Annotated in this window: 21 protein-coding genes; 20 read left to right on the top strand and 1 reads right to left on the bottom strand. The window is 34.5% G+C overall.

Annotated elements, in window-relative coordinates; all coding sequences use genetic code 11:
- The first annotated feature begins 142 nt into the window (after positions 1-142).
- Positions 143-1,225: an LCP family protein gene (locus BUA73_RS04280; protein WP_084672043.1), complete on the top strand. Its 1,083-nt coding sequence runs from the start codon at positions 143-145 to the stop codon at positions 1,223-1,225.
- 75 nt (positions 1,226-1,300) lie between these two features.
- Here BUA73_RS04280 and BUA73_RS04275 read toward each other — a convergent pair whose 3' ends face one another.
- Positions 1,301-3,544 (bottom strand): sensor histidine kinase, encoded by a 2,244-nt coding sequence (locus tag BUA73_RS04275; RefSeq protein WP_072902740.1) that lies wholly within the window; start codon positions 3,542-3,544, stop codon positions 1,301-1,303.
- 287 nt (positions 3,545-3,831) lie between these two features.
- Here BUA73_RS04275 and recD2 point away from each other — a divergent pair, with 287 nt between their 5' ends.
- From recD2 to cpaB, 19 genes are all read left to right on the top strand, one after another.
- Positions 3,832-6,045 (top strand): SF1B family DNA helicase RecD2, encoded by a 2,214-nt coding sequence (gene recD2 / locus BUA73_RS04270; RefSeq protein WP_072902737.1) that lies wholly within the window; start codon positions 3,832-3,834, stop codon positions 6,043-6,045.
- 74 nt (positions 6,046-6,119) lie between these two features.
- On the top strand, positions 6,120-8,573 hold the full coding sequence (locus BUA73_RS04265) for a S24 family peptidase (RefSeq protein WP_072902734.1): 2,454 nt from the start codon (positions 6,120-6,122) through the stop codon (positions 8,571-8,573).
- 95 nt (positions 8,574-8,668) lie between these two features.
- Positions 8,669-9,349 carry a ComF family protein gene (locus BUA73_RS04260; RefSeq protein ID WP_072902732.1) on the top strand — a complete coding sequence of 227 codons (681 nt, stop codon included), beginning with the start codon at positions 8,669-8,671 and terminating at the stop codon, positions 9,347-9,349.
- A gap of 263 nt (positions 9,350-9,612) precedes the next feature.
- The gene (gene hpf, locus BUA73_RS04255) at positions 9,613-10,143 is read left to right on the top strand and encodes a ribosome hibernation-promoting factor, HPF/YfiA family (RefSeq protein WP_072902730.1); all 531 of its coding nucleotides are present in this window, start codon (positions 9,613-9,615) and stop codon (positions 10,141-10,143) included.
- A gap of 252 nt (positions 10,144-10,395) precedes the next feature.
- The gene (gene secA, locus BUA73_RS04250; RefSeq protein ID WP_072902728.1) at positions 10,396-12,903 is read left to right on the top strand and encodes a preprotein translocase subunit SecA; all 2,508 of its coding nucleotides are present in this window, start codon (positions 10,396-10,398) and stop codon (positions 12,901-12,903) included.
- Between the two features lie 229 nt (positions 12,904-13,132).
- Positions 13,133-14,506, top strand: coding sequence for a 23S rRNA (uracil(1939)-C(5))-methyltransferase RlmD (gene rlmD, locus BUA73_RS04245; protein ID WP_242942327.1), 1,374 nt, complete (start codon positions 13,133-13,135; stop codon positions 14,504-14,506).
- 357 nt (positions 14,507-14,863) lie between these two features.
- Entirely contained in the window at positions 14,864-15,619 is a 756-nt protein-coding gene (locus tag BUA73_RS04240) for a class I SAM-dependent methyltransferase (protein ID WP_072902726.1), read from the top strand.
- A gap of 272 nt (positions 15,620-15,891) precedes the next feature.
- Entirely contained in the window at positions 15,892-16,107 is a 216-nt protein-coding gene (locus BUA73_RS04235; RefSeq protein ID WP_072902724.1) for a helix-turn-helix transcriptional regulator, read from the top strand.
- Complete coding sequence (locus BUA73_RS04230; protein WP_072902722.1) at positions 16,094-16,537, top strand: DUF2178 domain-containing protein; 444 nt, start codon at positions 16,094-16,096, stop codon at positions 16,535-16,537. The genes BUA73_RS04235 and BUA73_RS04230 overlap by 14 nt, the downstream gene beginning before the upstream one ends.
- 256 nt (positions 16,538-16,793) lie before the next feature.
- Positions 16,794-17,432 carry a hypothetical protein gene (locus BUA73_RS04225; protein ID WP_242942326.1) on the top strand — a complete coding sequence of 213 codons (639 nt, stop codon included), beginning with the start codon at positions 16,794-16,796 and terminating at the stop codon, positions 17,430-17,432.
- Between the two features lie 14 nt (positions 17,433-17,446).
- Positions 17,447-19,117 (top strand): antirestriction protein ArdA, encoded by a 1,671-nt coding sequence (locus BUA73_RS04220; RefSeq protein WP_072902720.1) that lies wholly within the window; start codon positions 17,447-17,449, stop codon positions 19,115-19,117.
- Positions 19,110-19,406: a DUF4314 domain-containing protein gene (locus BUA73_RS04215; protein WP_072902717.1), complete on the top strand. Its 297-nt coding sequence runs from the start codon at positions 19,110-19,112 to the stop codon at positions 19,404-19,406. The genes BUA73_RS04220 and BUA73_RS04215 overlap by 8 nt, the downstream gene beginning before the upstream one ends.
- A gap of 182 nt (positions 19,407-19,588) precedes the next feature.
- Positions 19,589-19,927, top strand: a complete 339-nt coding sequence (locus BUA73_RS04210) for a hypothetical protein (protein ID WP_072902715.1) — start codon at positions 19,589-19,591, stop codon at positions 19,925-19,927.
- A gap of 18 nt (positions 19,928-19,945) precedes the next feature.
- Positions 19,946-20,806 carry a DNA adenine methylase gene (locus BUA73_RS04205; protein WP_072902713.1) on the top strand — a complete coding sequence of 287 codons (861 nt, stop codon included), beginning with the start codon at positions 19,946-19,948 and terminating at the stop codon, positions 20,804-20,806.
- The gene (locus tag BUA73_RS04200; protein WP_084672041.1) at positions 20,793-21,290 is read left to right on the top strand and encodes a cytochrome P450 family protein; all 498 of its coding nucleotides are present in this window, start codon (positions 20,793-20,795) and stop codon (positions 21,288-21,290) included. Before BUA73_RS04205 ends, BUA73_RS04200 begins: the two co-directional genes overlap by 14 nt.
- Before the next feature lie 17 nt (positions 21,291-21,307).
- Entirely contained in the window at positions 21,308-21,865 is a 558-nt protein-coding gene (locus BUA73_RS04195) for a YodL domain-containing protein (protein WP_072902710.1), read from the top strand.
- 44 nt (positions 21,866-21,909) lie between these two features.
- Entirely contained in the window at positions 21,910-22,140 is a 231-nt protein-coding gene (locus tag BUA73_RS04190) for a DUF6133 family protein (protein ID WP_072902707.1), read from the top strand.
- The gene (locus tag BUA73_RS04185) at positions 22,130-22,558 is read left to right on the top strand and encodes a prepilin peptidase (RefSeq protein ID WP_072902705.1); all 429 of its coding nucleotides are present in this window, start codon (positions 22,130-22,132) and stop codon (positions 22,556-22,558) included. Before BUA73_RS04190 ends, BUA73_RS04185 begins: the two co-directional genes overlap by 11 nt.
- 13 nt (positions 22,559-22,571) lie before the next feature.
- Positions 22,572-23,414, top strand: coding sequence for a Flp pilus assembly protein CpaB (gene cpaB / locus BUA73_RS04180; protein ID WP_072902703.1), 843 nt, complete (start codon positions 22,572-22,574; stop codon positions 23,412-23,414).
- Positions 23,415-23,416: the final 2 nt, after the last annotated feature.

Here is a 23,416-nt window from a genome sequence, read left to right as displayed (position 1 = left end):
AGGTTGTACCTAGCTTTAATAGTTAAACTAAGCACAGGGTAAACAGAAGTGTTTACAAAATTGTTTAAAATTAATTATACTCTATAAAAAGGTATATAATTAATTTGGATTATGTGTGGGATTTTTAAAGGAGTCGTTTATTATGAATAGAAGAGAACGAGCAGCAGTAATTAGAAAAAAGAAGAAAAAGAAAAGAAGAATATTAAAGGCGTTCCTTATTTTACTTAGTATAACAATTTTGTGTATGTTCATTGTAGCTGGTGTAGTGCTGTTTATGGCTAGCAGGGCAGATAAGAAAAAAATAAACCCTCTTGTACCAGAACAGAATAAAACTGTAGCACAGGAGTACAAAAATAAAGATATTGATGTGTACAACATAGCGCTTTTTGGTTTAGACAGTAGGTATGTAAATGATGCTGACGATCCTAGATCAGATGCAATTATGGTTGTAACCATTGACAAGGGAAGAAATGAGATAAAACTATCTTCAATTATTAGAGATACATATGTAGAAATTCCAGGAAGAAAAGGAATGGATAAAATCAACCATGCATACCATTTTGGACTACTAGAGAGCAAGGAAAAGGGACCAGAACTTGCTGTAAGCACTATAAACCATAATTTCGGTCTTACTATTGAAGATTATGCAGCAGTAAATTTTTATGCACTTAGAAAGATAATAGACTCCATAGGTGGACTTGATATTGAACTCACAAAAGATGAAATTGAGAACTTAAATGAACATATAAGAAGTACTGCGGAGTATGAAGGAATAAAACCTCAGTATATGTATAAAACAGGAAAGCAACACCTTAACGGACTTCAATGTGTTGCATATTGCAGAATAAGATATGCAAATGGTGGAGACTATAAGAGATCTGAGAGGCAGAGAGTTGTATTAGAAAAGATGATGAGAAAGATTGCATCCATGGGAAAGGGAAAAATGCTAAGTTTAATAAACGAATTTTTGCCTCAAATTGAAACTTCTTTGGATGCTACAGAAATTATAGGCCTTGGCATGGATGTAATGAGCATGGACCTTGGAAAAATCGAACAGCAGCAGTTTCCAGAATCATGGCATATTGATTACGAGGAGATTGACAGATTGGAAAAGGAAAAGAGAGTTTATTATTGCGTATGCGATTTAAAGGCTACAAAGAAATCTATGTTAGAGTATATATACGAAGATAAAAAACCACGGGATCCAAATAAAAAAAGCAATTAGCACTAAAAAACACGGTAGGTGTGAGATAATATTCACAAATACCGTGTTTTATTTATTTTTTTAAATTTTCTAGAATTAAAAATAAAGATCTGACAATTCGATTTGTATGCTTTGAGTGTTGTCTTTTTCTATTACAGTACTTTGTACAATAACATTATCTCCTAGGGCTTGGGGACTGTTGCAATAAGGGAGTTTTATATAGAATGTGGTGTGTTGTCCTTCATAGCTCTCAACCCATATTTCTCCCTTATGCATCTCTACAAGAGACTTTACAAGGTTAAGTCCAATTCCACTGCCTTGTTTCTCAGCAGCTCTGCAGCAATCTACTTGTGTAAACCTGTCGAAGATACATTTTAATTTCTTTGGCGGTATACCTATGCCAGTGTCCTGGACTGAAATAAGCATATAAGAACCTTTATCGCTCATATTCACCAATATAGAACCGTTTTCTGGTGTGAACTTAATGGCATTTGACAATAGGTTCAGCATTATTCTCTCAATTTTCTCTATGTCACAGTAGGTAGATTTTTCTTCTATATCAGTGTCGAATATGAGATTAATATGTTTGTTTTCCGTATATTCGGTGATAGAATTTGTGATGTTTTCCACTAAATACACTATATCATAGTAGGCAACACAAAGATGAAGGTATCCACTTTCAATTTTCGTACTGTCTACTATATTGTTTATAAGCTTTATTAGCCTATAACAATTTTGACGCATGGTTTTTGTGCGCTTAATCACAGGAGTATTCTGCAAGTTGTTTATATACTTTGGCAGTTCTACATCTAGAAGTTGAAGTGCAGAATATATTACATTTACAGGGGTGCGAAGATCGTGAGAAAGATTTGCAAAGAAATCACATCTCATCTTTTCGCTCATAAGAGCTGAATTCAGCATCTTATTTGTTTCTTCGATATTCTTTTTCAGTTCATCAATATTGTTGTTGAGATTATTGCATTTTATGAAAGTAACTATGGTTCCCTCAATGATAGTCTCGGATAAAGGCGACAAATAAAAGGTAAGGTCTAGTATGAAACCATCTGATTTACGCTTTACTTTTGTGGTAAATCTCTGTACATTGTTTTCGTACTTCGATTCCACAAGTTTTTGTAGGCTATGGAACTGACAGTCGTTGTTGCAGTTTACAAACTCACTTGGTTCATCGGTGTCATTTACAGTTATTAGTTCAAAGTAAGAGTCGAAATTATTATTTTCCCAACGTATGATATTTTTTGATGATAGATAGCTTATACCGATGTCATTTATGTAAGCGAAATTTGAGTCTTTAAGAATGAATAACCCTTGTGTAGATGAGGTAAAGAGCTCATTGGCCTTAGTATCTATGCGCCCACTGTCAAGAGGGGCAAGCTCTCTTTGGATTTGCTCGTCACTATAATCTAGCTTTGATACCACTACAAATATGCCATTTATATTATTGTCTTCATCAAAGGAACACTTTAAAGTGGCCTTTACAGGAATATATATATAGTATTTTGTATGCATCATGATTTCAACCGTAAAACTTTTCTTTTCCCTTAACAAAGCCTTGCACATAGTTGAAAATTTGCTTTTATAGTCTGGATGTATATAATTATATATTGAAGAATTAATTAAATTGTACGTGTTAAACTTTAATACATCCATACAGCCTGTAGAACAATTCAATATGGTGCCGTCTATGGACACAAGACAAGTAAAACGTTCCAGTTCATCCAACTTTGTAATGAAAAACGGATGACAAATGTTAAGAGGTAGATTAAAATATAGATTAACGTCATCGTTGCACAGATGCTTTAAAGTAACACAAGCCTGAAGATAAAGAAGTTTAAGAGAATTGATGGTAAAATCATCTTTATGAGCAAAAGGTATTTTGCCATTCATCAGTATAAAACCATAAAAGAAATCATCACAATACAGTGGAACAAAGGTCTTATTTTTTAAGGAGCGGTACCTTTGAAGAACGGTGTTCTCGCCGTATAAAACATCTTTAGACTTTCTAAAATTTCTTATAAGATAATCTTTGCATATATGTAACTCGCTGTTTACAATACTACAAGGAATGTAATCGATTAGCTTAAACTGATTTATGTCATAGTTGTAGTCACTTACAAGGTATAGAGTGTTGTTTATACAGATATATCCTTGGCTCGTATTACAATTTAAATTGCAACTCAAAAATTTACATATATAATAAAATAATCTGTTTACAGATGAGCTTTTTAGAATATCTTCTGACATTTGATACACAAAATTGTAATCGTTACTATTGTTTATAGGTGCATTTTTTATATCTTTAATAGAAAACAAATTGCTCAAAATTATTCCCCCTAATGTAAAAACTAGACAAATAAATTATAACATACAGAATATGCAAAATGTCGATTATGTTGTGAATGATATGATTTTTGTCTTGAACGTAATGAAAATTTAATTATACATGAAGTTTTTAAGAAAAGTAGGATTTTTTATTAGAATAAATCGACATTATGTGACAATAAAATACAATAACATACACAATTAGACTTAAAAAGACAAGGTGATACAAAATACTACAAGTTTTAAAAGTGAGAGAAAAAAGAGCTTATATTTTAGGAGATGTATTTATGGAAGAGATAATAGGAAATGTGGAGAGCATCATATTTAAAAATGAAGAGAATGGTTATGTCATTGCAAAACTGCGTCTAGACAATTCCCAAATAGAAACCTTTGTGGGGACTATACCGTATATATCTGAAGGACAACGAGTGAAGCTTACGGGTAAGATGATTGTCCATCAAAGGTTTGGAAAACAGCTTAAAGTAGAAGCTTGTGAGGAATTGAAGCCAGATACGCTACTAGGCATTGAAAAGTATCTATCCTCAGGGATCATAAACGGTATAGGCCCTGTTACCGCAAAAAAGATTGTGGAGCACTTTGGGGAGGAAACCTTGGATATACTGGACTACAATCTGGATAGGTTAAATGAAATAGAGGGTATTGGCAGCAAAAAAATTAAGCTTATATACGAATCCTATGCAAAACAGAGAGAAGTTCGAAATGTGATGATCTTTCTTCAACCTTATGGCATGACAGCCAATCAATGCGTGAAGGTATACAATATGTATGGGCTTGACGGCATTGAAATAATAAAAAATAACCCATATAAGCTGGTAGATGATATAGATGGAGTGGGATTTAAAACGGCGGATAAAATTGCACTGAATCTTGGCATAGATAAGGAATCACCATTTAGGGTGTCTACGGGCATTAGCTATGTGGTGAATGAATTTTGTGCCATGGGAAACACATACATTCCCATGGAAAAACTAATAGAAAATGCCATGAAAAAATTAAATGTAAGCAAGCAGGTGGTAGAGGAGAATATTTTTAAAGCCACTATGGAGGGCAGAATTAAGGTAGAGAACATCAATGAGCAAGAGTGCGTTTTTACAATACCTTATTATTACGCTGAGTTGTCCGTGACGAAAAAAATCATATCCATTATGGCAAATGACTACTCAAAACTCAATATTGATGCTGAAAAAGAAATAAAGAATTATGAGATGGAAAATAATATTAAGCTTGATAAAACTCAAAAGGAAGCCATTAAGGGTGCTTGTAGCAGTGGAATGGAGATAATTACTGGGGGACCTGGAACGGGAAAGACTACCATAATAAATTGCATTGCGGATATTTTTGAAAACAAGGGCTTTAAGGTTGGCATGGCGGCTCCTACAGGGCGGGCAGCAAAGAGGATGCAGGAGACTACCTCACGAGAGGCAAAGACCATTCACCGATTATTAGAGCTTGGTTACGGTGAAGAGGACAGCGGTAAAATGTTTTTCATGAAAAATGAGGACGATCCCTTGGAGTTTGATGTAATAATAGTGGACGAAGCCTCCATGATAGATATAATGCTTATGAATTATCTTTTAAAGGCAGTGTCCCCAGGCACTAGGCTTATAATGGTTGGGGATGTGGATCAATTGCCTTCTGTTGGCCCTGGAAACGTGTTAAAGGATTTAATTGAAAGCCAGTGTGCTAAGGTGGTAAGGCTTACAAAGATCTTCAGACAGGGAAATGAAAGTATGATTGTGGTAAATGCCCATTTAATAAACGAAGGGGATATGCCTATACTAAATAAAAAAGAAGGAGATTTTTACTTCATAAAGGGAGAAGATCAAGAAAGAATTCTAAACACATTACTGCAACTGGTCAGTGATAGGTTGCCTAGTTTCAATGGAAAGTGGGATAAACTGAAGGATATTCAGGTTCTATCGCCAACCAAAAGAGGTACTTTGGGGGTAGATAACTTAAATATTAAATTGCAAGAAATATTAAACCACAATGACAATCCCACCATGGAAAAAATTTATGGGGATATACACTTTAGGGTTGGAGACAAAGTAATGCAGATAAAAAACAATTACTCCTTAGAGTGGAGCGACACCAATGGAAACACAGGAAAAGGAATATACAATGGGGACATAGGTTACGTAGACCACATAGATTCTATGAAGAACTTAGTTGTAAGGTTTGAAGAAGATAAGCTTGTAAAATACGACAATGGAAACTTGGACGAATTGGTTCTCGCCTATGCAATCACCATTCACAAAAGCCAAGGAAGTGAATTTCCCGTGGTTGTGATTCCTATGTTCATGGGCCCTCCTATGCTGATGAACAAAAATCTTATCTACACAGGAGTAACTCGAGCAAAAAAATTGCTTGTAATGGTAGGCAGCGATAAGGCTCTTAGCTACATGATATCAAACGATAGGACCTTTGAGAGGTATTCGGCATTGTGTTGGAGAATAAGAAGCATTATGAATATACATTAATATTAAGAATAATTGAAAATGTATCAATAATAATGCTATAATGTATTCATAATAATAGGAAATGGGTGGGTTTCATGCAATTAAATGTTGAACAAAGGAAATTAATATACGGTAAACCTGCAGGACATTCACTAATAAAGGGTGTAGCAGGCTCAGGAAAAACCACAGTAGCTATAAATAGAATACCATATCTTCTTGGAAATTATATCTGCCAAGACAATGACAAGGTGCTTATGTTGACTTACAACAAAACCCTTAATAAGTACATCGAATATCTCTTCGATATGGCTCTAAAGCAGTGGGAGGATGGAAATAGCACTGTGTTTGGCATGGACAAAAATAAGGTTAAAATTTGCACTGTAGATTCTTTGATATACGAGTATTACAAAAGGTTCACTGTGAAAAATAAGTTAAATCTTAATGTTTTGTCAGACAATAAATTGAAACAAAAATATATTTTAGACTCCATTAACCTGGTGAAAAAATCCTTTCCTCAGGTAAAAATTCTCCAAAGTAGCAACAACTTGAGCTTTTTTGTAGATGAAATCGAGTGGATTAAAGCATGCAACTACAGAGAAATTGAAGAATATCAGAACTGTCAAAGAAAAGGAAGAACCAGCAGAAATAATGATGGACCGCAGAAATTATTGAAAAACTCCGATGTTAGAGAAGCAATATTCACAGTTATGCAGAGATATCAAGACTTTATGGCCAAAGATGGATTTGTGGATTTTCAGGATATATCACAGATGGCATTGGACGAAATAAAAACAGAGGTAAAGCAAAAATACACCCATATAATAGTGGATGAAAGCCAAGACCTAAGCAGAATACAACTGGAGTTTATAAGTCATCTTTACAACGAAAATGATTATTCCAGCGTGCTTTTTGTGGCAGATAACGCACAAAGCATTTACCCTAATTCTTGGATAGGCTCAGGCAGAAGTTTTGCCAGTGTTGGATTTGATATGACGGGAAAGAGCAATGTTCTGGCAAAAAACTACAGAACCACAACGCAAATCTCCCAAGCGGCATATAGTCTCATTGAACAAGATAGAGACATAATAGATGATGAAGATTTTGTAAAGCCGTCCCTTTTGGATAAACAAGGTATGTATCCTATTTACTCTGGATTTTCATCCTTGGGTGAAGAAATGCAATATATATTCAAGGAGATAAAGTCACTATGTGCCGAAAATTATAATTACAATGACATAACTATTATTGCTAGAACCAAGAATATACTTTTAGAAGCAGAAGCTTGCCTTAAGACTAACAATGTTCCTACTCACCTTATTGCCAACAACAAGGAAATCGACTTTAAAGAGAACGCTGTGAGATTTCAAACCATTCACTCCATAAAAGGGTTAGAATCAAAAGTGGTATTTGCAATTTGCATTAATAATAAAGTCATACCTATGAAAGCTTGTGCCATGGATGATGAACAAGCCCATGAGTCAAAGGAAAGAAAGCTAATGTACGTTGGCATGACCAGAGCTACAGATAGGTTGTATATAACATCTAATGGGGAGCCCTCTAAATTTATTTGGGACATAAACCCAGATTATTTAAAGATGAATAGCAAATGCAATTTCAAGTGTTTTAGAAACATATCCGTAGAGGACTATATGTTTAAAGATAAGATAAATGATATGTACAGTGCAGAAGAAAAAGTAAGGCAATGGTTAGTTGCCCAGCTTGTAAATAGCTATAATTTCCCTCTGGAATCCATGGAATTAGAATACAAGGTAAATTGTTTTTCTAGCCAAGGGTACGTGGATATATGTGTAAATAAGCACACATCATCTGGTAGGGTTCCATACATTTTTGTAGAGTGCAAAAAACTTGCTAGCGGCGTTGAAGATGGACTTAGGCAGCTAAAATCATATATGAGTTGTGATAAAAATTGCTCTTATGGTATAGTAACAGACGGATTTAGCATAAGAATAATAAATAATGAATTACAACTGATTGACGATATACCACCATTTACAAATGATATGATGCAAAACTCCCTGACATCTTATAAATATGTGGATTTAAAGCATAAAAAACACTTCATCATATCCACGGAATCCATGGAATACAGCAGTGTTTTCGTAAATGATGGTGGGCTAGATTGCGAGATTGAACCTAGCGAACTTAGGGCACTGAAGATATTCAACGATATAGCTGCTGGACAACCTATATATATAAATGAAAATGTGGAGGGAGAAGTTTTCTTGCCTTCTTCTTGGTACAACATTAATGAAATGGTGTTTATGATAAAAGTAAAGGGTGATAGCATGACTGGGGCAGATATAAACAGCGGAGATTACGTTGTAATATCTCAAAGCAACACTGCCGAAAATGGGGATATGGTGGCTGTAAACCTAGATGGCAATGCCACACTAAAAAAATTTATGAGAATGGGAAATTCCATTTTATTAGTTTCAGAAAACCCTTCTTATGAGCCTATTCAAGTAAACGAAAACCAAATAAGCATAATAGGCAAGGCCATAGGAATACTAAAAAAGAATTTTAAATAATAATGTTAAAAGTTAAATTATTTTGCGTGAATAAATTTCTTCAAAAGGGATATAACTTAAATAGTAGCTATATTTTCTGAAGGAAGGGAAAAGTTTTGGGCGTCTTAAGTTATGTAAAGGATCAGCTAGAGAGTCTGGTTTTTTTTCGAGAGCAAAAGTGTATTGTCTGCGATAAATACATGAACAGCCAAGGGCTGGTGTGTTCCTGGTGTGAGAGAAAGATACGCCACTTAGACGACGTCATCACCTTAAAGGTAAAAAAAGAGGAATTCAGCCATCTCAAACTTAAATGTTTGATTTGTGAAGTGTATTCCAAGGAAGTATCCTATCTTATTGGAAACTTGAAGTACAGAGGCGACTTCATTGTAGCACAGTACTTTGGAGAAATAATGTATAAGAAAATAGAAAAAGAAAAAATCCATGTAGATATGGTGACCTTTGTTCCGTCCACAAATAAGAGAAAAAAGAAAAGGGGCTACAATCAAAGTAAGGTATTAGCAAAATACACATGCAGTTATTTGAGAAAACCGCTTTCAAGCCTGATGACAAAAGTAAAGGAAACAAAAGATCAAATTGGTCTAGACTTTGTTGAAAGAAATAAAAACATGGTGGGTTCTTTTAAATTCTGTGGCAGGGAAAAAGAGATAAAGGGTAAAACCATTCTTGTAGTGGATGACGTAATCACCACTGGAGCCACTCTATGGAATTGTGCCAATACACTTTTAGACAGCGGAGCAAAAGAAGTAATCGCTATAGCCATAGCAAAATCCTCTTAAAAAGAGAAAAATTCATCTATACTAAAACTTGAGTATTCACATCCCCACAATATTATATTATATCACATAGCGTGAGTCTTTGCATCTACCGCACTTAACATCAAATATACAATTAACAGAGTAAATTTAACATAACTTTACGTGATTATGCCTAAAATTAAATGAATTTAGAAAATTGCTCTTGTTTATATATTAAATTGCTATTATAATATATTTAAATATTTAATACAAATATTACTCTTAATAAAGAGGAGGCAAGTATTATGAAAATAAAATTAGTTGGTAAAAATATCGAAATAACTGAAGGCCTAAGAGAAGCAGTTGATAAAAAATTGTGTAAACTGGACAAATATTTTAAAGAAGAAGTTGCTGCTACTGTAGCCATGGAAGTCCAAAAGGGAATACACAAAGTAGAAGTTACCATACCATTTAGTGGTGGAATGTTGAGATCAGAAGAAGCAAACGATGATATGTACAAATCCATTGATTTGATTATCGATAAACTTGAACGTCAGATAAGAAAACAGAAGACGAAACTACAGAGAAAGCTTCACTCAGAATTCCTGGATTTTGGAGCAATACCAGAATACTCGTCTCAAGGAGAAGAGGAATCTAAAATAGTTAGAACTAAGAGATTTGCAATGAAGCCTATGATGGCAGAAGAAGCAGTGTTGCAGATGGAATTATTAGGACATAACTTCTTTGTATACATGGACGCAGATTCTTCAGAAGTAAATGTAGTATATAAGAGAAAAGACGGACATTACGGTTTGATAGAACCGGATTTAGAATAGTAACAATCTCCTTTTTTAATTTTATATGGGACATTAGGAAGAAAATTTCCTAATGTCCCATATTTTTTAGGGCTACTTTCGTTAAAAACACAGTTTATAGGCAAAACTTTATTTATAACGTTGAATACTGGGTTATTCAATGTTATAATAAACCATTATAGGCTGATTTCATTGATTTTGTGAAACTAAAATGAATTGCACTTATTTAAACAGAATTTATATAAGTTATAGAAGAAATGTGAGGGTTAAAATATGAAGCTCTTTGAGAAAATTTTTGGTTCTTATAGTGAACATCAGGTAAAAAAAATAATGCCTTTAGTTGAAAAAATTGAAGCACTAGATGAGAAAATGCAAGCATTGAGTGATGAAGAACTAAAAGCAAAAACTGATGAGTTTAGAGAAAGACTGGCAAAGGGTGAAACCCTTGATGATATATTGCCAGAAGCATTTGCAGTAGTAAGAGAAGCTGGCGCTAGAGTACTTAACATGAAACACTTTAGAGTTCAGCTAATAGGTGGTATCGTACTCCACCAAGGTAGAATTGCAGAAATGAAAACTGGTGAAGGAAAAACATTGGTTGCAACCCTTCCAACGTACTTAAACGCATTGACTGGAAACGGTGTCCATGTAATCACAGTAAACGATTATCTTGCAAAAAGAGATAGTGAGTGGATGGGAGAGATACACAGATTCCTTGGTCTTACAGTTGGAGTTATTCTTCACGGTCTAACACCAGATGAAAGAAAAAATGCTTACGCTTGTGACGTAACTTACGGTACAAACAACGAATTTGGATTTGACTACTTAAAAGACAACATGGTGATTTACCAAGAAGAAAAGGTACAGAGAGGATTAAACTACTGTATCGTAGACGAGGTGGACTCAGTTCTTATAGACGAAGCGAGAACCCCTCTTATAATATCAGGTGAAGGCGATAAGTCTACAGAACTGTACAGAGTAGCGGATTTCTTCGTGAAAAATCTGTCGTCTGAAGATTATGAGTTAGACGAAAAAGTTAGCTCTGTTATACTTACAGAGAGTGGAATAAAAAAGGCAGAATCATATTTTAGATTAGAAAACTTCTCAGACCCAGACAACATGACAATTCAACATCATATAGTTCAAGCTCTAAAAGCAAACTACAATATGAAAAAAGATATAGACTATATGGTAAAAGAGGGCGAAATCGTCATCGTTGATGAATTCACAGGAAGAATGATGGAAGGAAGAAGATACAGTGACGGTCTTCACCAAGCCATCGAGGCAAAGGAAGGCGTTGAAGTAAAAAAGGAATCAAAAACCCTTGCCACTATTACCTTCCAGAATTTGTTCAGAATGTACAAGAAACTTGCTGGTATGACCGGTACGGCTAAAACTGAGGAACTTGAATTCCGAGAAATATACGGTTTAGACGTAATAGAAATACCTACCAACAAGCCAGTTCAAAGAAAAGATTTTCCAGATCTTGTTTATAGAACTGTAGATGCAAAGTACAAAGCCATCGTTGAAGAAATTAAAGAGACTCATGAGAAAGGCATTCCAGTTCTTGTGGGTACAGTAAGTATAGAAAAATCAGAGATATTGTCTAAATTGTTAAAGAAAAAGGGCATTCCCCACCAGGTATTGAATGCTAAATACCATGAAAAGGAAGCAGATATCATATCACATGCTGGAGAAAAAGGCATGGTTACCATAGCTACCAACATGGCAGGACGTGGTACAGACATTAAACTTTCCCCAGAGGTGCAGGAATTAGGCGGCCTTAAAGTAATAGGAACAGAGAGACATGAATCAAGGCGTATAGACAACCAGCTTAGAGGACGTTCAGGACGTCAAGGAGACCTTGGAGAATCAAGATTCTACATATCCCTTGAGGATGATTTAATGAGAATCTTCGGTTCAGAGAAGCTTCAAACTGTAGTAGGAAAGCTTGGCCTTGGAGATGATGCTATTGAAAGCAAGATGATCTCCAATACCATAGAAAGTGCTCAGAAAAAAGTAGAGGGCAATAACTTCGATACTAGAAAGAATGTACTTCAGTATGATGACGTTATGAACCAACAAAGATTAATAATCTACAAGCAGAGAAATGAAGTTCTTGAAGGTCAGGACTTAACTGAACAGATAAAGAGCATGATAAAGGATATAATAGACAAAGCTGTAGATTCACACGTTGCTAGTGGAGACGATGACAACTACGAAGATGGATTGCACAAACTTATAGCCTACCTTGAGGACATATTCCTACCAAAGGGCAAAATTGCAGTAGCAGACGTTTCGGCTCTAGGCTCTGAGGAAATCAAAAAAGAGCTATACGAAATTGCCATGGAACTATACGAAGAAAAGCAAAAAGACCTAGGGGACCCAGACAACATTAAGGAAATCGAGAGAATCATACTTTTAAGAATGGTTGATACAAAATGGATGGACCATATCGACAACATGGACCACTTAAAACAAGGTATGGGACTTCGTGCTTACAGACAGCAGGACCCAGTGCAGGAGTATCAATTTGAAGGAAATGAAATGTTCTCTGAAATGGTTTGGAACATAAAAGTAGATACTATAAAGTATTTATTCCATGTAACTGTCCATGAAAACATGGAAAGACAGAGAGTGGCCACAGTAACCAACACTTCCCATGGCGATGATGATGCAAAGCAAGAACCAATCAGGAAAGAAAAAGCTGTGGGCAGAAATGATGCATGTCCATGTGGTAGCGGCAAAAAATACAAAAACTGCTGCGGTAAGTTCCAATAGAACTTTTACACCAAGATTAATGCATGAACGCAATTTCACCATCAGAACAAGACTATATAGACGTTGTTTTAAATAACGTATGAAAAACAGATCAGTTAAAACCGCTGGTCTGTTTTTGTATCACAGTATTGTAACATGCTTGTACATATAGAATGAGCCCCACAAATATCAAAAATATAAATTGCAAATAGTATAACATAGAATTAAGACAATTGGAGTGAGGTAAAAATTGAATAGTAGCAAAAAAAATCCTAACAGTAACAGAAAAAACTCAAGAAATACAGGTAAATATAAAAAATCAGATAGTGAATACTGGTCCAAAGAGAATAAACATACTAAAGCGGATAATAAATCTTCGTCCAAAGAACCAATGAAAGCAATAAAACCAATTAAGCCAATGAAAAATATGAGGACAACTAATCCTAAAGATATTAACCCAAGCAACCCTAGTAAGCTTTGCAAGGTTTCACATCGCTGTGGTGGATGTCAGCTTCTAGATATGCCCTATGAAGAGCAATTAAAGATGAAGCATGATAATGTTTCAAAACTGTTAAATGGCTTATTTACAGTGGAGTCAATCATAGGCATGGAATCACCATTTAACTATAGAAATAAAGTCCACGCCGTGTTTACTGAAGACAAATTTAACAACATAATATCAGGAGTATATGAAGAGGGAACCCATAAGGTGGTGCCTGTGGATTCCTGTTGCATAGAAGACAAAGAGGCAGATGAAATTATTGTATCCATAAGGAAAATGATGAAATCCTTCAAAATGAAACCCTACAATGAGGATACAAAAGATGGATTTTTGCGTCATGTCCTCATAAGGAAAGGTTTCCACACAGGAGAAATCATGGTTGTACTAGTCATATCCAGCATAGTATTTCCATCAAAGAAGAACTTCATAAAAGAGCTATTAAAGCTACATCCATCCATCACCACCATAGTTGCCAATGTGAACAACAAAAAGACTAGCATGGTGTTAGGCGATAGAGAAGAAGTCTTATACGGAAAAGGCTACATCACCGATTCATTGTGTGGCAGAACCTTTAGAATATCACCAAAATCTTTCTATCAAGTAAACCCAGTGCAAACGGAAATACTCTACAATAAAGCCATAGAATTTGCCAACCTAACAGGCCGAGAAACCGTAATAGATGCATACTGTGGCACGGGCACCATAGGGCTTATAGCAGCAAAAACAGCAAAGCAGGTCATAGGAGTAGAGCTAAACCCAGATGCAGTAAAAGATGCCATCACCAATGCAAAGATAAATGACATCAAAAACACTCGCTTTTACAACGCTGATGCCACAGAATTCATGATGAACATGGCAAGTAAAGGTGAAACCGTCCACGTAGTCATGATGGATCCACCACGCAGCGGCAGCACAGAAGAATTCATAAACGCCGTGGCAAAACTAAGCCCCAAAACCGTAGTCTACATCTCATGCAACCCAGAAACCCTAGCAAGGGATCTAAAAACCTTCAAAAACAAAGGCTATAAAGCAGAAAAAGCAGAAGCAGTAGATATGTTTCCTATGACTGGGCACGTTGAGAGTATAATTCTGATGACGTATTGTGGTTCGGAGGGGAAATAAGACCTATCGACCACAACATATAGTGGTTTGAGGACGGTTTTGGAGCAAAAAAAGAGCAAAAAAACACCGTTTTTTGACCTCCATTTTTGGTGTGATTTATAGATGACATTGGATAATTTGAGTGATGACAGAATAAAAATAGGTAAATGAAGGTTGAATAACATAAAAAATGTTTTTCCGATTCGGGGAAAATTAAAATAATCTTTGAAAGGGGTGAACTCGTCTTGAGAATAAAACGAATTAATTGCTCGGGGCAGTTAGTATAATCTGATAGCAGATTGTGCCGAGGATAAATAAATTTGTTATCAGTTAACTGCACCGTTTATCGGCTTATACTAAATAAAAGGAGTAGTTATAATGAATTTAAAAGAGTTAAAAAGTAAGTGGAAATCTGAAGAAACACATGCGTTCAAGGGATGGGATTTTTCATATATTACTGATAGATGGGATAGTGAGGATTTACCTTGGGATTATCGTTCAATTGTTTTATCATTTCTTAAAGAGACTGATAAGATTTTGGATATGGGAACTGGAGGTGGAGAATTTGTGCTAACGCTTGAACATCCATATGCCTTGACTTCTGTTACTGAGGCTTATCCACCAAATGTAAAAATATGTGTAGAAAACCTTGAACCACTTGGTATAACGGTCAGACAAGTATATGAAGATGATAAATTGCCCTATGAGAATAATTGCTTTGATATAATAATTAACCGTCATGAATCGTTTGATGCTTATGAAGTGAGTCGCTTATTAAAAAAAGATGGTTTTTTTATTACGCAACAAGTTGGCGGTAAAAATGATTGTGATTTATCAAGTATACTAATAGATAATTTCCAACCGCAATTTCCAAACCATACATTGAATAATAGTGTTACTGAGTTGAAGAAATATGGTTTTGAAATACTAAGATCGGAAGAAGTATTTACCCCAATCTATTTTTATGATGTAGGTGCGTTGGTATATTTCGCAAAAATAATTGAGTGGGAATTTCCTGGATTTTCAGTCGATACTTGTTTTGAAAATCTATGTAAATTCCAAAAAAAGCTAGAGACAGATGGTGTTATTCAAGGGACTGAACATAGGTTTTTAATAGTTGCACAGAAAATATAAGCTATAAAAAACATAAATATTTTATTATGACATTATCTAAATAGAGATAAAGGTTTTTAGAGCATCAAGGTGTAAATATCTTGGTGCTTTTGTTTTATACAAAATTAAAACTAAATACATAAACACAAAAATGCAAGTCTTTTTCAATCTTATGATAGATGTGTTTAGGCTTTTCTTACCACAATATTGTAAAGGAACCTTGACAAGGGTATAAATACGTGGTACATTATATGTAAAGGAAACTTGTCAAAATAAAAGGAGGGTGTTGTTGCTTGAAAAACAAAGTAGAAATGCTACGTAAGGAGAAGGGATTGAGCCAAGAAGAATTCGCTAAAGCGATTCTTGTTTCAAGACAAACTGTTAGCTCTATTGAGACAGGAAAATATAATCCGTCGCTAGAATTAGCCTTTGTTATCTCTGATTATTTTGAAAAAGCAATTGAAGACGTTTTTATCTATGAAGGGGGAAATAAGAATGAAGAAGAATAATTTTATAATTGGATTGGGATATTTGATAATTGGTATATTATGTCTAGTTTTTATATTGTTATTTGAAACAAAACTAAATAGCATATTAAGTGGATTTGCAACTACTGGGATCCTTTTTGGCTCAGTTGTATTGTGGAAATATTACTATTGGACAAGACCAGAAAATAAAGATAAATATAAGGAAAAAACACAAAATGAAGATATTGAATTGAAAGATGAAAGAAAGGAAAAATTAAGAGATAAGTCAGGTAGATATGCTTATATCTTAGGATTAATTGTCCTATCTATTTCAGTAGTTGTGTTTTCTATACTTGGAAGTTTAGAAATAATAGATAATAGTGAAATGATTGTTATATATCTAAGTGGACTGACAGTATTTCAGTATATAGTTGGAATTATTATTTATAGACATCTAAGCAAAAAGTATTAAAAACTGCAAATGAGAGTCCCTTTATTCAAACAACAAAATAGAAAACTATAAACGCACTAGGATAATAGTCTTGGTGCTTTTATTTTATATAAATATAAAACTAAATATAGAAACCCAAAGAGGCGAAGTCTTCGGTCAACTTATGATCGATAGGCTTCGCCTCTTTTTTATTTCAAAAACTAATAGAAAGAAAGGACTGAGAACAATGTCAAGATATTTTATGTATGGTACATCACTAGGAGGGATAGAGCAGCTGATGATGCTGGCACCTAATTTTCCTCAAAGAAGAGGTGGAATAGTCATTAATAATCATTTTAATTGTGAAGGAGGGATGTATATTTGTAATAGGTGTATAGCAAAGGTTGAAAGCAGAAGTAATCCTAATGATTGTTTTTGTTTCAAAGAAAAAATAGAGGCAGATGAAATTAAATATTCAGATCTGATAAAAGATTGCTTTGGAAGAATAAAAAATTATGTTCTTAAAAACAGATTGAAATTACTTAGCAGCAAATTTACAGGTCAACTATTTTTAAATCATAACCATAAGGAAAGATTCTTTCATTTAATTCAGAAACAAGATATTGATATAGAGGATGGATCACCAAGCCATCTTGCAGTAATATTTCTCCTAACCGCTGATGAAGTATTATGGAATATCTCGGAGCATGCAGTCTGCTTAAATGGCTTTGATTTTTCAAATATACATCTTAGACAAATCAGTACAGAAGGCTATGCCCTTTACCAAACAGCAAAAACTATATCGACAGGAAAAGAATATATAAGAATCAGTGAGATAGCAGATAAAGAACTTATTGATGATACTGCATTTAAGATAATAATCAACGCATCGTTAATTGCAAAATATGGTGCAGATGTATTTTCAATTGAAAAATAGGATGGAGGAGAGATATGCTAATTAGATTAAAAAGAATCGACAGAAAAGAAGATGAGTCAATTATGTTTAATTTTCCTTATGAGGAAAATGAAATATCCAATGTATATAATCAGCTGGAGCTTGAACTTTCAACTGCTCCCAACTGTTATATTGATGGAGTGGTCTATGATTCAGATATGAATGAAGTTTTAAAAGGTAAAGAGTGTAATATCGATGAATTAAATTTCTTATTTAAGAGGATGGATAGTTTCGATACAAAGGAAAGAAAAGTATTTTTTGCTTCAGCCTTTGCAGAAAATCCTAAAGCAATAGCAGAGTTAATCAATCTAAGCTTTAATACTCATTGCTATAGCCTTGTAAGTGACTTTAATAATCTAGAAACTATAGGAAAAGATTTATATCTATCAGAAAAGCAAGCAGTAGCAGTAAAAGAATTAGATGAACTTGATGGTGAAACCTTTGCAATGGAGATAATAAAAAACAATCCTAATTTTAGAATTACTCCTTATGGAGTCTTATATAAAAATATCAATGAACAAGAGCAAATATATAATGGAAAGCAGTTTCCCCTATATCATTGGAAAGAAACTGTAGCAACAATACAGCTGACTGCAAAAGGTGCAAATGAATTTATCTATCTTCCTTGTTCTGATGTTGAAATTGAAAAGGCACTTATGAGATTAGAAACACCTTACTTACATGAATGTGAAGTTACAATTATAGATGACAATTTCTCTAAAGAAGTATTAGATATTATTTCTACTGATGCAACACCATTAATTAAGATAGATACCTTAAATAAATTAGCAGAGTACTTTAAAGAAATAGGCAGCCACGATATAGAATATTTTGAAAAACTTATTGACTATGTGAAACCTCGTACTGTTGATGAAATCTTTGCACTAGCAGATTCTATGTATGAATTTGAATTATTTGATGGTATTCATAGCGTAGAAAGCTATGGAAGATATATGATTTGTGACTCAGGACATTTTGAATATGATTCTAATCTTGAAGAATACATTGATTTTAAAAGATACGGCAGAGAGAAAATGGCACAGGAAGATGGAGCATTTTCAGAGAAAGGATATATCACTTACCATGGATACAATCAAAAGCTTGCAAATTTATTATTTGAAAATCTTGGATTGGTATTTTCTGAACAAGAAGAACAAAAAATATTAAAACTGTATATGCCTCTTGAAATAACTACCTATGATATAGAAAATGAATATGGTTATAAAGAATATGCAAATGAACCACAGGAAATTTCAAATGCTGAAGCAACCAAGTATCTAGATATAATCCTGAAGGCAATAGAAGGTGATAAACTTCCAGAAGAAGAACAAAGAGGTCTGATGAGATATTATGATGACCACGATAGTGTCAATGCAAAAGTTTCAAAGTATGTATTTACTGTTGAACTTATTGAAGGAGAGTTAATGGGGGTAGCTGTTCTTACTTTAAATGATGAATTGACTCCAAAGGAACTTGAAAAGATCAAAGATATTATAACTGGACAGGCATCAGATGGCTGGTCAGAGGGGTTTGAGCAGAGAGAAATTAGTACAGATATGGGAGATATTTATGTTAGCTTTTGGAATAGTGATAACTGGTTTATTAAGACAGCTGAGGAAATGGGTATAGAAGAAAATCAAAAAATGGGAGGTATGAAATTTGAATAATAGAAATCAAGTAGAAAGAATTAAGAACAGCTATCCTGTAGGCACAAGAATTGAATTAATTCAGGCAATGGATGATGTGCAAGGTGTTGAAAAAGGTGTAAAGGGAACAGTAATAGGGGTAGATGATATTGGAACTATACACATGAAATGGGATAATGGCAGAGGTCTTGGTCTTATTCCTGGGGAAGATAATTTCAAAGTGCTATCTCGTCCACAGGAAGAAGAGATGAAAGAGTCAGATGAGCCGTCCAAAGAGCAATCACAAGGTATGGGAGGAATAAGTTTATAAAATAAAAGAGAACTTGGTGTACTAAGCTAGCACGGAAGATATCCGTGTTTTTTTAATATCTAAAGACAGATAAGGCCGATTGTTTGCTGTAAATTACAGCATAGCAGTCGGCCTTTTTTGTTGCCCAAAAACAATCATATCCACAGTGTTATGAAACATGGAATGAGAAAGGAGGCGAGGAGGTGGAACATGATTTTTTAATTTATATAAAAGAGTATCATACAGGAATCTCTAAGGCAGTTCCCAGTGCATATCTGCAAAGTAGATTCTGTATCAGTTCAAGAACTGTTAGGAAACTAGTCAATCAATTAAGAAATGATGGCAACCCCATATGCAGTGGTGATGAAGGATATTTTTATGCTTCAGACAGAAAGGAACTACTTGCAAGTATTGGACAGATGACAAGTCGAATTAGAGAAATTGCGAAAGCAAAGAGAGGACTAGCCAAAGCTTTAGAGCATTTTCCAGATACAAACGGACAATTAAGATTAGTCCTTGATAAAGAGGTAAGAGAGAGGTGATGAAGTATTAATAGTTTTATGAGCTGGATAGGTGGCAAGAAATCTTTAAGAGAATTAATAGTATCTCTCTTTCCCTTATATTATGAACGATATATAGAAGTGTTTGGAGGCGGAGGCTGGGTACTATTTCATAAGCCACCGGGCAATGATTTTGAAGTATATAACGATTTTAATGGACTCTTAACCAATCTCTATCGCTGTGTAAGGGAGAAACCAAACGAGTTAATAGATGCACTATATTTTGTGTTAAACTCCCGTGAGGATTTCAACATAGTAAAGGAGGCACTTGCAAGAGACAGTCCTAAAAGTGATGTAATAAGAGCCTCATATTTTTATCAATTGATTCGCTATAGCTATGCATCTGGACTTACTAGCTACGGGAGTCAACCCCATGATATGTGGAGTAACTTTCCTTTAATTGAGCAGGCACATAGAAGACTTAGCAAAGTAGTGGTTGAAAATAAAGATTTTGAAAAGCTGATAAGGCAGTATGACCGCCCTGTCAGCTTTTTCTATGCAGATCCACCGTATTTTGAAACAGAAAAGTATTATAAAAATGTTGGGGAAGATGGATTTAAGAAAGAAGATCATATAAGACTCCGAGATACCCTGATGGGCATTGAGGGAAAGTTCTTGCTTTCCTACAATGACTGTTCTTTTATTAGAGAGCTATACGATGCACCAAACATCCAGATTGAAAGCTACACCCGTATCAATAATATTAAACAGCGCTATGATAATGGTGCCAAGTTTCCTGAAATACTGGTGGCAAATTATGATATGCACGAAAGGGAGATAAATTCTCCATCACAAATTAATTTATTTGAAATGAAAAATGGACTAGGAAAACAAGGAGGAATTTATAATGAAAATGATTAAAGAATGTTTAGACAACAATATTAGTTTATCAGATGAAATACTTAATGCAGCAGACCTTACAGGTTGTGATGAAATTGAATTTAACACTTTAGAGAATGCTATTGTTGCCATGAAAACAACAATGAATGCAATGGAGCTTATAAAGGTAGCTGAAGGACTTAAAAATCTCTCAGAAGAGTTAATTGTTCACCTAGCAGGGATTTGTGGAAGATGTCATGATTGCTCCTACTGCGATAGATTTGAAGAATATGATGAGATTATCGTTCCTGATTATCTCCTTGAAGAAGCTGGTATTCCAAAGGATGCAAAACTTTGTGCTTGTACAGAAGAAGACAGTGGTGAAATCATAGTGATGCAGGCAGATTATGACTATGACATAGCCGATGTACCAAAGTTTGTTATTGATATCTTTGAGATGTCAGGTATCTGCATTAGAGAATTAGAAGAAAGGATTATGATGGAGGATATTGTCTATGGAGATTAAATGATGGGAGGTTAATCATGACAGGAATTGAACTAAAAAATGGCTGTATATTTTATTATGGAAATCCTTCAGGGTATGTAGAAGATGATACTGCAATAGTAGATCCTATATTTCAAAATGAAGAATTCAGCCAGTGGCTTAGTAACCGTAAGCTTAGAGCGAAATGGACAGAGGGTGTATTTGAAAGACTTTCAAAAGAAGGTGTACTCCTTATTAATAATGAAATATCAATACCTCTTAAGGACTGTCGTATCTGGCAGCTAAGAGCTGATATAAGTCCTGAATGTAAGTTTATAGGATATGAAGAACTTAAAGAAAACTTTGGAGAGCCAGATAAAAATAACTATGAGCTTGTATATGAAGGAGAAATAGAAACAAATGATTTAGAATCTATCTATTCAAAGTTTAATCTAAATCATCCTCGTGGATTTACTGGACACTCACTGTCAATGTCAGATGTAGTTGAGCTATATGATGGCAATGGCAGTGAGTTTTACTATGTAGATCGTTTTGGATTTAAAGAAATTGATTTTGAAGGAAAGAGTCAGACACAAGATATGAATATGAGTATTTAAAAATTATAAACCAAGAAAATTAAAAAATAATGGAGGAAAACAGGATGAAAAATATCTTAAGAAAAGCAAATGAATTTATAACAAGAAAGGCTATTGCAGTAAAGGTAGCAATTAACAATAACCGTGGAGAAGGATATATTGATACAGCTGTAAAAATCCTTGTTGCCGTGGTTTTAGGAGCATTGCTCCTTGCAGGTCTGTATGCATTATTCGGTGAAGTAGTAATGCCGACATTAGAAGAGCGAATCAAAGCAATGTTTAACTATGCAGGCTAGAAGCATCCTACAAGGGGTGCTTTTTTCTTCTCTGCTTTTGGCAACATCTTATACGGATATTAAAAGAAGAGAAATTCCAGACACGGTCTGTGTACTCCTTGTATTAACAGGATTTCTAAAATTTAGTTTTCAAAATCTACCTGGAATATTTGTCGCTTTACCTTTTCTTATAGCAGCAATACTGAGAGAAAATGGTATTGGAGGTGGAGATATAAAATTAACTGCCTCCGCAGGTTTCGTCCTTGGATTTTGGAAAGGAATCTATGGATTAATAATAGGACTTACCTTGTTGGTAGTACTTTATATAATGATAAGAATTTCATCAATCATTAGAAAAAAGCAAGTGGCAAAGGATCTATCTATGCCACTTGCTCCCTTTTTAGGGATAGGTTTTTTAATCATGTATTTTATAAATTAGGAGGGAATATACTATGAGTTTTTTAAAGAATAGAACAGTAGTTGGAGTGATTTGTATCGTATTGTCACTCCTTATATGTTTTGGTATTACACCATTATTTAATAAAGGGATCAGTCAAAAGACAGAAATTGTCCGTGTGACAAAGGAGATAAAATCAGGTGATGAAATTACAAAGGATATGGTCCAAGTAGTAGAAGTAGGTGGATTTAATCTGCCTGAGAATGTAATTCGTACTAAAGAAACAGTGATCGGTAAGTATGCAGTTTCAGATTTAGGAATTGGGGATTATATCTTAAATACAAAATTATCAGAGATACCAGCAGCTGAAAATGCCTATTTATATAATCTAGATGGAAGTAAACAAGCAATGTCCATTACTATTAAGACCTTTGCCAATGGTCTTTCAGGAAAGCTACAAAGTGGAGATATTGTATCTGTTATTGCACCTGATTATAAAAAGCAAGGGGCAACAGTTATCCCAGCAGAGCTTAAATATGTAGAAGTGATTTCTGTAACAGCCCCATCAGGATATGATGCTAATACAAATGAACAAGGAATAGAAGATGAAAGAGAACTTCCATCAACGGTAACGCTTCTAATAACTCCAGAGCAAGGTAATATTCTAGCAGAATTAGAGGCGGATTCTAAATCTCACTTATCACTGGTTTATAGAGGAAGTCCAGAGAATACAAAGAAGTTTATTGATATGCAAGTGGAAATTATAGAGGCTCTCTATTATCCAGAACCAGAAGAACAAACGGAAGAGGTATCTGAAGAAGACATAGCAGAAGAGACAATAGATAATTCAAACACATCATCTGAAGGAGTAGAAGAAACAGGAAGTGAGGTAGAGTAAAG

This window comes from Hathewaya proteolytica DSM 3090 (assembly GCF_900142225.1).
GTDB lineage: Bacteria > Bacillota > Clostridia > Clostridiales > Clostridiaceae > Hathewaya > Hathewaya proteolytica.
Note: the sequence above shows the minus strand (reverse complement) of the source record. Positions and strands in the feature narration are given on the sequence as shown.

What these genes read in the sequence shown, in the direction of transcription:
- cpaB (WP_072902703.1), top strand. Translation starts at nt 22,572, where the DNA reads ATGAGTTTTTTAAAGAATAGAACAGTAGTTGGAGTGATTTGTATCGTA.
- recD2 (WP_072902737.1), top strand. Translation starts at nt 3,832, where the DNA reads ATGGAAGAGATAATAGGAAATGTGGAGAGCATCATATTTAAAAATGAA.
- BUA73_RS04195 (WP_072902710.1), top strand. Translation starts at nt 21,308, where the DNA reads ATGACAGGAATTGAACTAAAAAATGGCTGTATATTTTATTATGGAAAT.
- BUA73_RS04230 (WP_072902722.1), top strand. Translation starts at nt 16,094, where the DNA reads ATGAAGAAGAATAATTTTATAATTGGATTGGGATATTTGATAATTGGT.
- BUA73_RS04280 (WP_084672043.1), top strand. Translation starts at nt 143, where the DNA reads ATGAATAGAAGAGAACGAGCAGCAGTAATTAGAAAAAAGAAGAAAAAG.
- BUA73_RS04225 (WP_242942326.1), top strand. Translation starts at nt 16,794, where the DNA reads ATGATGCTGGCACCTAATTTTCCTCAAAGAAGAGGTGGAATAGTCATT.
- BUA73_RS04200 (WP_084672041.1), top strand. Translation starts at nt 20,793, where the DNA reads ATGAAAATGATTAAAGAATGTTTAGACAACAATATTAGTTTATCAGAT.
- hpf (WP_072902730.1), top strand. Translation starts at nt 9,613, where the DNA reads ATGAAAATAAAATTAGTTGGTAAAAATATCGAAATAACTGAAGGCCTA.
- BUA73_RS04265 (WP_072902734.1), top strand. Translation starts at nt 6,120, where the DNA reads ATGCAATTAAATGTTGAACAAAGGAAATTAATATACGGTAAACCTGCA.
- BUA73_RS04220 (WP_072902720.1), top strand. Translation starts at nt 17,447, where the DNA reads ATGCTAATTAGATTAAAAAGAATCGACAGAAAAGAAGATGAGTCAATT.
- secA (WP_072902728.1), top strand. Translation starts at nt 10,396, where the DNA reads ATGAAGCTCTTTGAGAAAATTTTTGGTTCTTATAGTGAACATCAGGTA.
- BUA73_RS04190 (WP_072902707.1), top strand. Translation starts at nt 21,910, where the DNA reads ATGAAAAATATCTTAAGAAAAGCAAATGAATTTATAACAAGAAAGGCT.
- BUA73_RS04185 (WP_072902705.1), top strand. Translation starts at nt 22,130, where the DNA reads ATGCAGGCTAGAAGCATCCTACAAGGGGTGCTTTTTTCTTCTCTGCTT.
- BUA73_RS04205 (WP_072902713.1), top strand. Translation starts at nt 19,946, where the DNA reads ATGAGCTGGATAGGTGGCAAGAAATCTTTAAGAGAATTAATAGTATCT.
- BUA73_RS04240 (WP_072902726.1), top strand. Translation starts at nt 14,864, where the DNA reads ATGAATTTAAAAGAGTTAAAAAGTAAGTGGAAATCTGAAGAAACACAT.